Origin of the sequence: Nocardia mexicana NBRC 108244, assembly GCF_001613165.1 — a bacterium.
GTDB classification, from domain to species: Bacteria; Actinomycetota; Actinomycetes; order Mycobacteriales; family Mycobacteriaceae; genus Nocardia; species Nocardia mexicana.
Genome location: NZ_BDBV01000151.1, coordinates 1 through 15,175 on the forward strand (window position 1 = coordinate 1; position 15,175 = coordinate 15,175).

Below are 15,175 nucleotides of genomic sequence, written 5' to 3' on the forward strand. Positions count from 1 at the left end.
GGCCAGCGGCGCCACCACCCGCGCACTGCGCGGGCTCTCCATCGCCACCGCCGTGGCGAAGGCGACCGCCGAGGCGCTGTGCCCGGACGGGAAGGACGAGGAGGCCGGGCGGCGGATCAACCGGCGATCCAGCGGCAGCAGTTCGGCCGCCGGACGGCGACGGCCCACGACCGTCTTGAACGTATTGGCGGCGACGGTGGCGCCGCCCAGCGCGACCACCCCGCGCAGCCCCGCCCGGCGCGCGGCGCCCTTGCGGGTGGCGAGGACCGCCGCGATGGCCAGCCAGAGCACGCCGTTGTCGGCGGATCTGGTCAACCGCAGCATGCCGCGGTCGACCGTCGAGATGGGCAGCTCCGCGACCGCACCGCTGACGACCCGGTCGAAGCGGCCGACCCGGCGGGACTTTCGACGCAACCACTTCCTCACCGAACCGACAGTACCGCCGCCGCGCGAGCCATCCCCACCCAGCCGCGAGAGCCCCAGTGCCGCACCCCGTTCCGTCCTCGGCGAAGAGCGCGCCGGGGATATGAGATGGCAGGTGCGCCGGGGTGTGAGGTGGGCGGGTGCGCCGGGGTGTGAGGTGGGCAGGTGCGCCGGGGTGTGAGGTGGGCAGGTGCGCCGGGGTGTGAGGTGGGCAGGTGCGCCGGGATGTGAGGTTGGGGAGGCGCGGCGGGTCGTGAGGCGAACGGGGCGTTGGGTCCGCCGACGAATCGGAGAGGTACTCCAGTTGCGTTACCCTGGCTTATGGTTCTGTCGCGGCGGCAGTTGTTGAGATTCGGCACCGCCGGATCGGCCGCGCTGCTCGTCGGTACCTCGGCGGTCGGCAGCGCGCGGTTCGCGGCGCCGCGGTGGCGCGGCGACGACCCGTTCTCGCTGGGCGTGGCGTCCGGCGACCCGACGCCGGACGGCGTGGTGCTGTGGACGCGGCTGGCGCCCGACCCGTTCGCGCCGGACGGGCTCGGCGGTACCGCGCAGGCGCCGGTGACCGTCGACTACGAGGTCGCCGACGACGAACACTTCCGGCAGGTGGTGGCGCGCGGTTCCGCGGTGGCCACCCGCGACTTCGCGCACAGCGTGCATCCCGAGGTGCGCGGCCTGGCGCCGGACCGCTGGTACTTCTATCGGTTTCGCGCGGGCTCGGCGATCTCCCCGGTCGGCCGGACCCGCACGGCTCCCGCGCCCGGAAGCCCCACCGCGCGCATGCGTTTCGCGTTCGCCTCCTGCCAGGCCTGGCACTCCGGCTATTTCACCGCCTACGAGCACCTGAGCGCCGAGGACCTCGACCTGGTCGTCCATCTGGGCGACTACATCTACGAGCAGGTGTGGATGCTGGGCCGGATAGGCGCCACGATGGACCGGCAATTCTGGAACGAATCGGTGGATCTGCGCGGCTACCGCCTGCGCTACGCGCAGAACAAGGCCGAGGCCCCGCTGCGCGCCGCACACGCGGCATTCCCCTGGCTGGTCACCATGGACGACCACGAGGTCGACAACAACTGGGCCGGTGACACCCCGGGTCTGGGCATCGATATCCACCGGATCCCGGTGCTGTATCGGCGAAGACGGGCCGCGGCGTTCCGGGCGATGTACGAGCATCAGCCGCTGCGGATCGCCCAACTGCCGTCCGGGCCGGATATGCGGCTGCATCGGCGCTACCGCTTCGGCGATCTGGCCGAGATCACCATGCTCGACACCCGGCAGTACCGCACCGAGCAGGCGTGCGGTGACGGCAACCTGGTCGACGACTGCCCCGAGCGATTCGCGGCCGACCGCACCATACTCGGTGCCCGGCAGCGTGATTGGCTGCTCGACGGCTTCGCGGACTCGCCCGCCCGGTGGCAGATCCTCGGAAACCAGGTGGCGATGGCGCAGTCCGACTACGACCCCGGCCCCGGAATCTCGGTGGGCACCGATTCGTGGGACGGCTATGTGGCCGACCGCAATGCCGTCCTGGGCGCGGCCGCCGATCGCGGTGCGCGCAATCTCGTGGTGCTCACCGGCGACCGGCACGAGAACTACGCCGCCGACCTGCGCGCCGATTATGCCCGCCCCGAATCACCGGTGGTGGCTACCGAATTCACCGGAACCTCGATCACGACGGGCGGCGACGGCGCGGACCTGACCGCGCGCGGCCGCGCCCTGCTGGCCGCCAATCCCGACCTGAAGTTCTTCAACGGCCAGCGCGGCTACGTGCGGGTCGACCTCGATCACGGCCTGTGGCGCAGCGAGTTCCGCGTGGTTCCGTACGTGCGCCAGCCGGGCGCTCCCGTCACCACCCGGGCCGAATTCGTTGTGCGGGACGGGGTTCCGGGCGCCGTCGCGGCCTGGCAGCCCGAGCCCGGAGTCGACCCGACCTCCGGGCCCGAGGCCGCCGCGCAATCCGGCCCGGGGCCGCGGTAGCGACTGTGACATCCACTCATGGGAATCCGGACATAGAGCGCGGAGCGCACATTCGCTGTACGGTCTAGGCGCCCAGGCCACCCTCTCACGCCGGTATCGAGGAATGACTGAACTCACCACTGCCCAGGCCGATACTCTCGAAGTGTTGTCCGAAAGCCCCGCGGCCCGCACCGCGGACGAACTGGCGGACCTGCTGGATGCGCCCGCCTACGAGATCGAAGACGCCCTGGCGTGGCTGAAACGCCACCGCTACATCGTCGGCGTCACCGCCTGGCAGTTGACCGTCGGGGCGGCCTATGTGCTCGGCTCCCACCATCAGCTGACCGAATTCGAGCTGTACGTCCTGCACCAGATCAAGGAGGTCGGCGGGACCAGTACCGTCGATGAACTGGTGCAGGACACCGGAATTCCCGAAGACGACCTCACCGATACGGTGCAGTGGCTGAGCCGCAACGGCTACCTGCAGCCCGTGACGGCGTGGCGCCGGACTCCGATCTTCCGATGACCGTGTGAGCCTCACAAACCCTTGACGGTCGTGAACACCGCGGCCGTGCTGTCCTGGCGGTAGTAGATGTCCGCCGGGGGATCGGCGAGCCCGGAGTCGGGCAGCCAGGTGTAGTCGACCACGCGCAGGGGGAGGGGCCCGGCCGGGGCGGTCAGCTGCACATCGATGCCCTCGGCCGGGGGTGCCTCCAGCCGGAAACCCTTGTGCGGCACCGGGGACAACTCCCGGCCCGCCACCCGCAGCGTGTGGATCGGGGTGTCGTAGCGCAGCGCGAGGGCCATGGCCCCGCGCGTGGACCGCAGCCGCAGATGCACCGTGCGATGCCCCGAATTCGTGGTGTCCGACAGGATCTCGGCTACCGGAGCGGACAGCGTCGCCGTCGGCGCGGGCCCGCCTGCCACCGCGTCCGGGTACAGGTTCGCGAACGGGTCGGGCAGCGTGTTCGTGCGGACGAAGCCGCGCGTCCAGTGGTCCGGATCCTGCTGCGAAACCCACTGCGCCGCATTGCTGTCGGCGTCGAGGGCATAGGCCAGCTGGGACATCAGCGGGTGCCGGTCGTCGAACCGGTCGACGGCCAGGCCCGCGGCCGCCAGTGCGACGGTGAGCGTGACGGCGGCCGCGGGAATCAATGCCGTGCGCCGTCGCGGCCACGCATGCGTGAGGGTCAGCAGGAGCAGTCCGCCGAACAGCACCACGGCGGGCGCCACGAGGAACGGCGCCCCGGTGATTCCGGCCTGCAGCCCGGACCAGGCGAGGCCGCCCAGGAACACCGCCGCCGGAATCAGGAAGACGGTCAGCACCGGCAGCCGCCAGGCGTCGGGCACCGCGAACGTCAGCGAAATCCCCACGACCGCAGCGAATCCGGGGACCACCAGGATCTCGGCCGCGGCCGGTGCGATCGCGGTGACCGCGCCGCCGAGTACGGCCACACAGCACAGCAGTCCGGCCGCGGGGGCGGTGGGCCCGAACAGGCGCCGGGCGAGCGCGTACCACGCGGTGAGCACCGCCACGCACAGCACGAGTATTGCCGCGTAGTAGAACTCGGGCCGATACGGATCGACGAACAGCGGCCGATACTCCGGCCGGATCGCCCGCAGCGCCTCCCACAGCCCGTAGGTGGCGGCCATGGCCAGCGGCACCGCGACCAACGCCGTTGCGGCGGAACCGAGCACGCCGCGAATCGAGGCCTCGCCGTTGCGCCGCACCTGCCGCACCACCCAGCCCGCGCCGATCAGCGTCGCCACCGCGAGCACGATGATCACCCACAGCGGCAGCACGATCAGCACCCCGAAGGGCAGCGAGAAGTAGGCTCGGTTCCCGTCGTCGGCCGCTGTCAGATCCTGGTTGCCGAACGCGCGGGCCTGCGCGAGGGTGTTGTCGCCCATCTGCTGCAGCGTCGCGAGGCTCACGTGCGCGGGGTCGTCGAACGGGTTGTGGTAGTACGCGTTCCGGCCCGCGTAGGCCCAGTCCAGCGTCCGCAGCCCGGCCGGGTCGAAGGCGGTGAAATCGGTGTTGCTCGAGGTCTGCCCATCGGCCAGCGACGTCGACATCGAGTCGGTGTTCGGGAACGGTATATCCGCCACCTCGCGGACCAGGCCGCCGTCGGGACGGGTGATGCGCCACAGCGTGACCGGGCCTCCGGCGCCGCGGGCCTCGTGGTTCACGACGACCCCGCCGCGGGGATCGGCCCTGCCGCCGGAGACGAAGGCCTCGGCGCCCAGCAGGCCGACCTCCTCGGCGTCGGTCAGCAGCACCACCACGTCGTTGCGCAGCTCGGTGCGGGCCTCGCGCAGCGCGCGCACCGACTCCAGCACGGCCGCGACACCGACGCCGTCGTCGTTCGCACCGGGCGCGGGCGGCACCGAATCGTAGTGCGCCGTCAGGTAAACGGTCCCGGTCGGATCGGTGCCCGGCAGGCGGGCGACTATGTTGTCGACCCGCGCCATGCCGACCACATCGCGCACGAGGCCCGCGGGATACCGGCCGATACCGCTCTGAATCTCGGTATCCAGCCCCAGGTTCCGCAGCCGGTCGACGAGATGGTCACGGACCCGGTCGTGTTCGGCGGTGCCCACCGGATGCGGCCGCGCGGCGATCGCCTCGACCGTCCGGAACGCCCGCTCGGCGCTGAACACCTCGGCGGGCGCCGCCCCACCCCGGTACCCGTGCGGCTGCTGCTCCCAGGCCGTCCCGACAACCACGGCCAACAGCACCACAAAGGCCAGCACCCCGGAAACCCGTCGTCCCACCCGCATGAGCCGATCCTAATGCCGCGCCGCCCCCCACCAGCCCCACCACCCAGGTGCCGCAACACTCCGGACCGGCGCCGCCAACCCAGGTGCCGCAACGCCCCGCACCTGGCGCTGCCAGCCTGCGTCCCCGGGTGCTGCAACGCCCCGCACCTGGCGTAAAAGCCCCCAGTTCCCGGCGTGCGCTGCCAGCTCTCATGTTCCCGGCGTGCTTTTTGCCGGGAATCTGAGAAAACTCATAGGAAGACCTCAGACTCCGGTCAGCAGCGCTCCGCATCCTGGAACAGGAGGAACGAGCCCCCGGGTGAGAGGTAGGTGCGCGATGGTCGACATCGAGGTCACAGGAACGACGGTGACGGTACATGTGCTCGGCGCCCACCGCTTCCTGGGTCTGCGCGAGCAGTTCAGCTTCGACCTGTCCGACGTCACCGCCGTCGGCCCGGCGCCGGTGGACAGCCGGCCGCCGTGGGTGCGCGCGCCCGGGACCTTCTTCCCCGGCGTGATCGCCGCGGGCACGTTCCGGGGCAAGGGGCGTAAGGAATTCTGGGACACGCTGTTCGACGGTCGTGCGGTCCAGATCGACCTGTCCGGATCGGATTTCACCCGGCTGGTCGTGGACGTCGCGGACGTCGAGGACGTGCGCCGGATGCTGACCGCCGCCGCGGCGGCCTGAGGGCCCTGGCCGCCGTACCGTCCGTTCGGTATCGTCATCGCGGCGCAGACCTACATCATCGACACAAAACCGACGAATTGTCATGCTCGACAACGCGACTCCGGTAACCGGACTCGGCGTGTCGTGCGCGGCACGCCGTAGAAACTTGGATTTCGGCAAATCTACAGTTTCGCGGACGGCGGTCGATCGACTATTAATGTCGTGTGCCGTTCCCACTCGTGATCATCTGTCGGCCATCGCATCCCACCGGGCGGTGGTCCCGTTGACCCTCGAACGTCCCAACGGAGACGAGGTCGCGCAGCTGGCGAAGCGGGTCGAGAAGGCTCGCGGGCGCCTGGCGTACCAGTTCGATCCGGCGCTGACCGATGCGCTGTCGGAGGACGAACTACACGCCGAGCGCGACCTCGCCGAGAAAATCCGTGAGCAGGAACGCGACCAACGCTGGAAGAACGTTCAGGCCGCGGCCTCGGCATCGGACCGCGCAAGGCAGACCTCAGAGGCGATCGCGAAGGCCGACATGCGAGATCTGTTGATGGCCCGCAAGGCCGTTGCCGCCCAGCGCCGCGAGTCCAGCCCGCACGCCAAGCTGGCCTCGCTGTACCGTCACCGGGCCTGGTCGCAGCGCGGCCTGGCCGCGGTCGTGACGGCGGGCATGCTGTGGTCGGCCGTCAACGTGCAGCACAACATCGCCCCCGGCGGTGCGACCGATCCGCTGTTCTGGTTCAGCTACCTGCTCGAGGGCATGATCAGCGTCTGCCTGATCATCATCATGGTCGGGACCAACAAGGTCGCCGAATGGGGCATTCTCGACAGCCGCCGCCAGGTCGCCATGGCCGAACTGTCCCTGCTGGGGCTGACGGTGGTCCTCAATACCTACCCCTACCTGCGCTCCGCCGAGTGGTACGAGGTGGGCGTGCACGCGGTGGCGCCGGTGATGATCGGCGTCTCGCTGCTCATCCACAACGCCGCGAGCCACCGCTACGGCCAGGCCATCGCCCGCGCCACCGAGCAGGTGCGCGAACTGCCCGATCCGGCCGAGCAGATCCGGCGCACGCTGCCCACGTTCGTGAGCTTCATCCGGCAGTCCGCGCCCGACACCCGGCCGCCGGTGCCGCAGGCCGCGCTGCCCGGCGCCGCCGAGTCGAAGCCCGCCGAGGAACCGGCCGCCAAGACCACCGGCGACGTGCTGGACCCGGCCGAGGAACCCGATATCTGGACCCCGAAGACGCCGAGCACGACCCAGGCCAAGAGCTGGCGGGTCGACGACGCCAAGGACGAGGTGAACGGCTCGGGGACCAACGGTTCGAACGGTTCGAGCAAGAAGAAGTCCGAGGGTGCGTCCGCCGAGGACGATCCGCTCAGCGTCTACGACACCGGCCAGTTCCGGATCGCCGAGACGCTGGAGCAGGAGCTGGCCGAGTTGCGGGCCGAGCGTCGCCGCGCCCGGGCCGCCAAGCAGCGGATCAACGGATTCGACCCGGACGAGTAAGCAGGAGCCTCCGGCACCGCGCCTCCCAGCGCGGTGCCGTTCGGTGTCCGAGCGCGGCGCCGACCGTCGCGCTCAGCGCAGTGCCACCACCGCGCTGGCGCGGCTGAACAGTTTCTGCCCGTTGCCGATTGCGGTGACGGCGATCGTCGCGGTGCCCTGCTCGTGATCGACGGTCTTGACCGTGCCACCGAATTCGACGGTGCTGGGCCGGTCCGTCGCGACGGGCAGCGTGCCGGAGAATCGCACCCCGTACTTGGTCACCGCGGCCGGGTCGCCCAGCCACTCGGTCAGGTAACCGGCACCCAGGCCCATGGTGAGCATGCCGTGCGCGACGATCGACGGCAGTCCGGCGGCGCGGGCGACATCGTCGCTGAAATGGATCGGATTGGCGTCACCCGTCACGCCGGTGAAGTTGGCCAGATCGCCCCTGGTCAGGCGGACCGTGCGCGAGGGCAGCTGGTCGCCGGGCGCGAGATCGCCTGTGGTGCAGGCGGTATGCGGCCTTCGGCCGTTCGGCGTCACCGTGATCGCGTCGCCGGTGACGGGCAGCAGCGTGCCCAATCGCTCACGGGCGTGGTGCGTCTGGCGCTCACCGGCACCGAGGCCGGTCATGATGATCCCGTCCACCATATCGGCCAGATCGGAGCGGACGCTGCCCGTGCGGGCGACGAGGGTGGTCGTCCCGGCCTGCACCGGGACGCCGTGCCGGTCGGTGAGCACGTTCTTGGTGGTGAGCAGATCGAGGTCGCGGACCTGCCGGAAGGACTGGAAATACACGTCCGAGGTGAGGATGTCACCGGCCATCAGCGGCCGGGCGAACTCCAGCACCTGATCGGCCTGCAGTACCTGGCCGAGGTCGTATTCGTAGAGCTGCGTGCTGAACACCTCGTCCTGCGTCCGTATCCACGGCAGCGTCGCGAAGGTCGCCGGGGCGATCAGCGCCTCGAATCCCAGCTCCGCGGCGGCCAGCTCGCTGTGGTGCGCGGGATGCGAATCCTGCAGTGCGCGAGCGAATTCGCGGATCTTCTCGCGGCCCACCTCGTAGTGGTCGGCCTGGCGATAGCGCTGTCCGACCAAGCTGCGAGCCTGATCGGCCGGTGCGCGGGTGAGAGTGTCCATAGTCCTCCTAGGTCCGGGAATGTGCGGCGAAACTACTGCCGACGGATGGGCGCCGAGGGACGAGTCCGGGAATCCGGGACCGATCACGGAAGCGGCGCCGATGATGTTGGGACGCAGCACGAATCGATCGTCACCGGGGGACGACGCCGGTCCACAGGATCGGCGAGGGCGGCACGATCGTCGGCGCCGACGGGCTGTCCTCCGGGAGCGCCCCCGCGACCAGCGCGTAGCATCCGGCGGCCACCACCGCGAGGGCTCCGAGCGCCAGCAGGACCTGCACGACGATCATCCGATTGCGGTCGGTCGCCGTCCGCTGTTCGGGCGCGGCCTCCGGCCACGTCGACTGCTTGCTCACATCGGCTCCTTCTCGGGGTACGCGGGACCCGGGGCGCCGATGACCCGTCGAACGGAGAAGGTAATCCCTCTTGTATCCGAAAATCATTCCGCTGCAGCGGATTTGTTTCCGGTCACCACCGGTGATCGGGGTCTGCCGTGACCGTCCCCAATCGCCCGGTGGTTCCGCGGGGCTCAGGTGAGATGGTCGAAATCGCCTCGGACCCAGGCGATGTAGCGATCGGCCGAGCGGCGGACGGCCGCGCGGGCATCGGTATCGATGGTCTTGCCGAAATTGTCGTAGAGCCGGTCGAACTCGTATTCCTCGACCGTCTCGGCGACCCGGTCCACGACGGCGGGCGACAGCGGAATCCGGTTCGGATAGCTGCGCATGAAGGCGACCGTCCGGCGGTCCGGGTTGGCCTGGATGGTGTCGGCGCTGAACAGCACGCCGCGCCCACCGGCACCCGCCGCCCAGTGCGCCACCGCGCTGCCCGCGAAGTGACCGCCCAACTGGCGCAGCGTGATTCCGGGCAGCAGGTCCACCCGGCCCGACCACGGCCGGATCACCGGGTCGGGGCGCGCGACCCACTCCATATCGGCCTCCGCGACCAGTACCGGCACGCCGCCCAGCGCGCGGCTCCACTCGACCTGGACGCCGTAGTGATGCGGATGACTGGGCACGATGGCGACGACCTCGCCGAGCTCCCGCACCTGCCGTTCGACTGCCTCGTCGACGTAGCCGGTCACGTCCCACAGCACGGTGCCCGCGGGGGTGCGAATCAGGTGTGACTCCTGGCCGATGCCGACGCGCGGCTCGGTGGTCAGGCCGAACAGGTCCGGCTCCAGCTCGCGCACCTGGACGGTGGTGCCGGCGGCCGCGAGCTCGGCGATCGTGGTCCACTGCTGGCCCGCCGCGGGCACCCACTGCCGTTCGTCCGCGCAGATCCGGCAGATCGTGGCGCCCGCCTCGTGCTCCACCCCGCACGTACTACATATCTTCCACACAGCCGACTCCTCCTCTCCCGGTACACCCACCCCGTTTCTACTCCTCCCGAGCGGCTGCCAGGACGCGAATTCAGCCGGTCCGCCGCCCTTTCGGACCCGCCGACCGCGTATCTTTCCGGCACGTCAAGTCCTGGTCACCGGTGGACACGGCGAGGTGTCGGCGCGTCAGCTGAGCAGGCCGACGATGGTGGCGGACAGGAAGCTGACCAGGGTCGCGGCGTAGAGCAGGCGCAGGCCGTACTGGGCGGCGACCAGGCCCTGCTTCTCGTTGAGGCTGCGCACCGCGCCGATGATGATGGCGATGCTGGAGAAGTTGGCGAACGACACCAGATAGGTGGACACGATCGCCATCGAATGCTCCGACAACTCCCCGTGCTCCTCGCGCAACTGCTGCATGGCGACGATCTCGTTCGACACCAGCTTGGTGCCCATGAACCGCCCCACCTCCGCGGCCTCGTCCCACGGCACGCCGGTCAGCCACGCGAGCGGCGCGAACACATGCCCCATCACGTCCTGGAACGTGGTGCCGTTGAAGATCGCGGCGAAGATCCCGTTCACCATCGCCAGCAGCGCGATGAAGCCGATGAGCATGGCCGCCACCGTGAACGCGACCTTGAAGCCGACCAGGATGTAGTCGGTGAGCATCTCGAAGAACGACTGCTTCTTGGGTCGCCCGGGGGTCGTCGTGGTGACTTCGGGCGGCTGGGTGGCTTTGCCCTCGGTGCCGGTCCGTTCGCCCTCGGTGTCGGAGGTCTTGCCGCCGGAGGTGTCGGTCCCGTCCGATTCGGCCGCCGCGGCAGGCGTTTTCGCGGCCGGGACCTTGGCGGCCGGGCCGTCGAGCAGGTCGGCGTCGTCCTCGGCGGTCACGGTGTAGGGATTGATGAGCGCCGTCACCGCGAAGACGCCCACCAGGTTGAGCACGATGGCGGCGATGACGAACTTCGCGTCGATGAGCTGCATGTAGGCGCCGAGAATGGACGCCGATACCGTCGACATCGCCGAGGCGCACAGGGTGTACATGCGTTGCGGCGGAATACGTTCCAGCATCGTGCGCAACGAGATGAACACCTCGGACTGCCCGAGGATGGCGGCGGCCACCGCATTGAAGGACTCGACCTTGCCGAACCCACTCAACCACGACAACGCCGTGCCGAGGTATTTGATGATCAGCTGGAGCAGCCCGATGTGCTGCAGGATGCCGATCAGCAGCGAGACGAACACGATCGGCATCAGCACCGAGAACAGGAACGCCGGGCCGCTGTCGCCGCCGACCTTCACCAGATCACCGAAGATGAACTCGGTGCCCTGCGCGGCATAGTCCAGGATGTGCTGGAAGCCGTCGCGGATCACCCGCACCACCGCCGTGCCCGCCCCGGTCTTCAACAGCACGAAACCGAGCACGAACTGCACGACCAGCAGCAGCGCCACGCGCCCGAGCTTGCCCCCGGCCGCCCGGTGGTTCGAACTCGGTAGCCAGGCGAGCAACAGGAATATCAGCAGGCCTGCCACCCCGATCACATACTGCACAATTACCTCCGCCTGGTCGGCCGATAAAGCTGTCTACCAGCAACAATTTGGAGACACGCTACAGAGCGAACGGCAATTCTTCGCGTCGAATGCGATAGTTCCGACAGAAAGTGTCGCGTTTATCGCCCGGCGGACCGTATGACCGGGGTGGCGAACGAGATCAGCGTGCGTGGACTGCGTCGCGGACGAAACCGTGTGCGTTCGTGAGCATTCCGCGGGCCCGATCGGCGTCGACCCCGGCCAGCTGCATGACGATGGCCGTCTTGGCCTGGCCGTCCGCGGCGTCGAGAAGCGTTGCGGCCGTGTCGAAGTCCACACCGGTGGCCTCGGCGATGATGCGCCGCGCCCGGTCCACCAGCTTGGTGTTGGAGGGGTGCAGGTCGACCATGAGGTTGCCGTACACCTTTCCGGCGCGCACCATCACCGCGGTGGACAGCATGTTGCACACCAGCTTCTGTGCCGTCCCGGCCTTGAGCCGCGTGGACCCCGTGAGGATCTCGGGGCCGGTGTCGATCTCGATGGCGATATCGGCGTGCGCGCTGAGCTCGGCGTCGCGATTGCAGGACAGCGCCACGGCCGTGGCGCCGATCGCCCGCGCCCGGTCCAGTGCCCCGACCGCGTAGGGCGTCCGCCCGCTCGCCGACAGCGCCACCACGACGTCGTCCGGGGTCAGCCCGAGTGTCACCAGGTCGCGCGCGCCCGCCTCGGCATCGTCCTCGGCCCCCTCCACCGCCTCGGTCAGCGCCTGCGGCCCGCCCGCGATCAGCCCCAGCACCTCGCCGGGGTCGCTGCCGAAGGTGGGCGGGCACTCCGAGGCGTCGAGCACGCCCAGCCGTCCGCTGGTGCCCGCGCCGGCGTAGATCAGCCGCCCGCCGCGCCCACGGGCGGCGACGATCACCTCGACCGCCCGCGAGATGCTCGGAATCGCCTGCGCCACAGCCGAAGCCACCCGGGAGTCCTCGGCGTTCATGGTGTGCAGCAGGGTCTCGATCGACATCGAGTCGAGGCCTGCGGAGCGCGGATTGGCGGTCTCCGTGGCCAGTTCGCCGAGCTTGTCCACTTACACCTCCCGCGGCCGGCGCGGGATACGGCGATCGGCAACCGCGTCGTAGGTGCGGTGCAGCGCCTGGGCGGCCGCGGGAGTGCGTTGCAGGACACCGACATACAGCGCGTCGACGATCAGCAGCTGGCTCATCCGGCTCGCCATGGCCGCGGACCGGAAACCGTCCTCGCGCCCGGCGGCGAGCAGAGTGTGCGCGGCGGTGGACGCCAGGCTCGAACCGGCCCCGGCGGTCACCGCGACGGTCGTCGCCCCGCTGCGATCGGCACGCCGCACGGCGTCGACGACGCCCGCGGTCTCCCCGGAGTGCGAGAAGGCCATGGCGACGTCGCCCGTCGTGAGCAGGCTGCCCTGTACCAGCGCATCGTCCTCGGAGGTACAGGCGCCGCACCACAGCCCTATCCGGGTCAGCTTCTGCGCCATATCCATTGCCACCAGCCCGGAGGCTCCGATGCCGACCAACTGGATCCGGCGGGCCTGCGCCAGCGCCTCGGACACCGCCGACATGGTCACCGCGTCGGCGCGCTGGGCCGTGGCGAGCAGGCCCTCGGTCTCGAAGGCGGCCAACTTGTGCAGCACCTTCGAGGGCGCGTCCTCGGGGTCGATATCGGTGGCCAGCACCGGCGTCCGGTCCTCCGTGCCGGTCGCCGCCAGTGCTAGGCGCAGCTGTGGATATCCCTCGTAGCCAAGGGTTTTGGCGAGCCGGACCACCGCCGAGGTGCTGGTTTCGGCGCGCTCGGCGAGCTGGTTCACGGTCAGCTGAGCCGTCCCCGCCGGGTCGTCGCGGATCACCTGCGCCACCCGCCGGGCGGTCGGGGTGAGCCGTGGGAGCGCCGCCAGCAGCCGACTGCGGACATCGTCACCTTCGGTCATCGCTTCCTCCGTCCAGCCGGATGTCGGGGTGTTCGCATCATGCCACCGCCTCGACCGGCTCCGGCGGCGGCACTGGGTCGGGGGCCGGGTGGAAGCGGCTGGTGAGGCCGCCGACGACGAGGGTGACGGCGACACCGATCGGCACGAGCCACTGTGCGGCGATGCCCTTTTCGGTCACCTTCCCGGCCACCGTGACGTCGATCTTGACGACCCGGACCACGAACGTCATCACGATCACGGTGGCGACGAACGCAACTATCGCGTCGAACTCGTTGGCGCGCTTCACGATCCGGCCCAGCAGGAACGCGCCGAGCAGCGCGCCGTAGGTGTAGCCCGCGATGGCCAGCGCCGTGAGATACACGTTGCCGGTGGTCGTGCTGAAACCCATGGCGCACAGCGCCATCAGCGCGGCCCAGACCAGGGTCATGATCCGGCCCAGCCGCAGCATCGTCAGGTCGGAGATCTCCCGGCGGGAGAAGCTGTGGATGATGTCGGCCACGGTCGAATTCGACATCGAGTTGAGCGCGGCCGACAGCGAACCCATGGCGGCGCCGAGGATTCCGGCGACCAGCAGCCCCGAGATCACCACCGGCAGGCCGTGCAGGATGAAGTCCGGATACAGCCCGTCGGCACTCGACAGCCCCAGCTCCTTGGGGGTCTTGCCGTCGTTGTAGGCCCACAGCAGGGCGCCCACCAGTGAGAAGGCCGCGAACTGCACGGCGATGAACACGCCCGACGCGACCATGGCCTTCTGGCTGTCGCGCACCGACCGCGTCGCCAGAATGCGTTGCACGATCAGCTGATCCGAGCCGTGCGAGGCCATGGCGAAGATGGCCCCGCCGATGATCGCGGTCGGCAGCGCGAAGCTGCTGGTGAGGATGTGGGCCGGATCGAAGTCGGTATCGAAGAGCTGGAACTTGCCCGCATGCAGGGCATCCGACCAGCCGGAGGCGCCGACGTGGCCGGTGAGCACGGCGATCGCGATGAGCGCACCCAGCAGATACAGGCCCATCTGCAGCGCGTCGGTCCAGATCACCGCCTTGATGCCGCCGAGGTAGGTGTAGACGACCGTCAGCAGCGTCAGCGCCACGATGATGATGTCGTAGCCGAGGGTCACGCCGAATTCGCTGAGCAGCAGCTTGATCGGGATGGCCGAGGCGAACAGCCGCACGCCCTCGGCGAGCAGCCGCGTCACGACGAAGGTCACCGAGGCCACGCCCTGCAGATAGCGGCCGAACCGCAGCTGCAGATACTGGTAGGCGCTGACGAATCCGCCGCGCTTGTACAGCGGAATCAGGGCGAGCGCGACGGCGGTGCGGCCGATGATGTAGCCGAAGGCCAGCTCGACGTTCCCGAAGCCCTGATCGGTGTAGGCGCCGCCCGGGATCGAAATGACGGTGAGCACACTGGTTTCGGTGGCCACCACCGAGAAACACACTGTCCACCAAGGCATTCGGCCCTCGCCGACGAAATAGTCCGAGGCGGAGCGCTGCTTACCGGACAGCCGCAGCCCGATCCAGGCGACGCCGACGAGGTAGACGACGATGACGGCAACATTGAGTGCGTTCATCGTGGACTCCCGGTAATGCGAACAGAATGCAAATGAGTGTCAACTCTCACAATAATGCCTGTCAATAACTTTCAGGAAATTCGCGCGATCAGTGGTTCCAATGCGGTTTCGGTATCGACGGCGAGCAGCGCGGCGCCATCGATCGGGCCGCCGCGGGCCGCGCGGCGCTCGGCGGCGCCTCCGATCGTATTTTCGATCGGAATCAACAGTGCCGCACCCAGTTCGACGAGTCCACCGGTCAGCGCGTACGGCACCGGTTCGCGCAGGCCACTGCGGGTGATCGCGGCGAGGGCCGAGCGGCCCAGCGCGCGGCCCGCGGCGGCCATGATGTCTGCGGCGGTCGCGTCGGTGTCCGCGGCCGCCGCGACG

General features: G+C 69.5%; 13 protein-coding genes and 1 pseudogene. 4 read left to right on the plus strand and 10 right to left on the minus strand.

Translation table 11 applies throughout. The features are described 5' to 3' along the window. Positions 1–426 (minus strand): phosphatase PAP2 family protein (locus NM1_RS39780; protein ID WP_255286279.1); only part of this gene is annotated, 426 nt, incomplete at its 3' end. 318 nt (positions 427–744) lie between these two features. Between NM1_RS39780 and NM1_RS39785 the strand changes: the two genes are divergently transcribed. Continuing rightward, positions 745–2,400 carry an alkaline phosphatase D family protein gene (locus tag NM1_RS39785; RefSeq protein ID WP_068032873.1) on the plus strand — a complete coding sequence of 552 codons (1,656 nt, stop codon included), beginning with the start codon at positions 745–747 and terminating at the stop codon, positions 2,398–2,400. A gap of 103 nt (positions 2,401–2,503) precedes the next feature. Beyond that, the gene (locus NM1_RS39790; RefSeq protein WP_068032875.1) at positions 2,504–2,905 is read left to right on the plus strand and encodes a hypothetical protein; all 402 of its coding nucleotides are present in this window, start codon (positions 2,504–2,506) and stop codon (positions 2,903–2,905) included. Positions 2,906–2,916: 11 nt separating this feature from the next. Here NM1_RS39790 and NM1_RS39795 read toward each other — a convergent pair whose 3' ends face one another. Next, a complete protein-coding gene (locus NM1_RS39795) occupies positions 2,917–5,160 on the minus strand; it encodes a M20/M25/M40 family metallo-hydrolase (protein WP_084520493.1) in 2,244 nt (747 codons plus the stop codon). Positions 5,161–5,476: 316 nt separating this feature from the next. Here NM1_RS39795 and NM1_RS39800 point away from each other — a divergent pair, with 316 nt between their 5' ends. After that, complete coding sequence (locus NM1_RS39800; RefSeq protein WP_068032879.1) at positions 5,477–5,827, plus strand: hypothetical protein; 351 nt, start codon at positions 5,477–5,479, stop codon at positions 5,825–5,827. Positions 5,828–6,080: 253 nt separating this feature from the next. Beyond that, positions 6,081–7,316 carry a hypothetical protein gene (locus tag NM1_RS39805; protein WP_373864101.1) on the plus strand — a complete coding sequence of 412 codons (1,236 nt, stop codon included), beginning with the start codon at positions 6,081–6,083 and terminating at the stop codon, positions 7,314–7,316. 72 nt (positions 7,317–7,388) lie between these two features. On the opposite strand, the gene NM1_RS39810 is transcribed toward NM1_RS39805, so the two are convergent. From NM1_RS39810 to NM1_RS43260, 8 genes and pseudogenes are all read right to left on the minus strand, one after another. Further along, a complete protein-coding gene (locus NM1_RS39810) occupies positions 7,389–8,435 on the minus strand; it encodes a fused (3R)-hydroxyacyl-ACP dehydratase subunits HadA/HadB (protein ID WP_068032880.1) in 1,047 nt (348 codons plus the stop codon). Between the two features lie 130 nt (positions 8,436–8,565). Beyond that, positions 8,566–8,790 (minus strand): hypothetical protein, encoded by a 225-nt coding sequence (locus NM1_RS39815; protein WP_068032882.1) that lies wholly within the window; start codon positions 8,788–8,790, stop codon positions 8,566–8,568. A gap of 173 nt (positions 8,791–8,963) precedes the next feature. Continuing rightward, positions 8,964–9,749 carry an MBL fold metallo-hydrolase gene (locus NM1_RS39820; RefSeq protein WP_246011443.1) on the minus strand — a complete coding sequence of 262 codons (786 nt, stop codon included), beginning with the start codon at positions 9,747–9,749 and terminating at the stop codon, positions 8,964–8,966. A 192-nt stretch (positions 9,750–9,941) separates the two neighbouring features. After that, positions 9,942–11,303, minus strand: coding sequence for a NupC/NupG family nucleoside CNT transporter (locus tag NM1_RS39825; RefSeq protein WP_068032886.1), 1,362 nt, complete (start codon positions 11,301–11,303; stop codon positions 9,942–9,944). A 160-nt stretch (positions 11,304–11,463) separates the two neighbouring features. Beyond that, the gene (murQ, locus tag NM1_RS39830) at positions 11,464–12,363 is read right to left on the minus strand and encodes an N-acetylmuramic acid 6-phosphate etherase (RefSeq protein WP_084520494.1); all 900 of its coding nucleotides are present in this window, start codon (positions 12,361–12,363) and stop codon (positions 11,464–11,466) included. Beyond that, complete coding sequence (locus NM1_RS39835; protein WP_068032888.1) at positions 12,364–13,236, minus strand: MurR/RpiR family transcriptional regulator; 873 nt, start codon at positions 13,234–13,236, stop codon at positions 12,364–12,366. 37 nt (positions 13,237–13,273) lie between these two features. After that, positions 13,274–14,806 carry a sodium:solute symporter gene (locus NM1_RS39840; protein ID WP_068032889.1) on the minus strand — a complete coding sequence of 511 codons (1,533 nt, stop codon included), beginning with the start codon at positions 14,804–14,806 and terminating at the stop codon, positions 13,274–13,276. A gap of 71 nt (positions 14,807–14,877) precedes the next feature. Further along, positions 14,878–15,175: pseudogene (locus NM1_RS43260) on the minus strand (hypothetical protein); the annotation flags it as partial.

Coding starts and splice junctions, on each gene's coding strand:
- NM1_RS39785 (WP_068032873.1), top strand. CDS start 745: ATGGTTCTGTCGCGGCGGCAGTTGTTGAGATTCGGCACCGCCGGATCG.
- NM1_RS39790 (WP_068032875.1), top strand. CDS start 2,504: ATGACTGAACTCACCACTGCCCAGGCCGATACTCTCGAAGTGTTGTCC.
- NM1_RS39795 (WP_084520493.1), bottom strand. CDS start 5,160: ATGCGGGTGGGACGACGGGTTTCCGGGGTGCTGGCCTTTGTGGTGCTG.
- NM1_RS39800 (WP_068032879.1), top strand. CDS start 5,477: ATGGTCGACATCGAGGTCACAGGAACGACGGTGACGGTACATGTGCTC.
- NM1_RS39810 (WP_068032880.1), bottom strand. CDS start 8,435: ATGGACACTCTCACCCGCGCACCGGCCGATCAGGCTCGCAGCTTGGTC.
- NM1_RS39835 (WP_068032888.1), bottom strand. CDS start 13,236: ATGACCGAAGGTGACGATGTCCGCAGTCGGCTGCTGGCGGCGCTCCCA.
- NM1_RS39840 (WP_068032889.1), bottom strand. CDS start 14,806: ATGAACGCACTCAATGTTGCCGTCATCGTCGTCTACCTCGTCGGCGTC.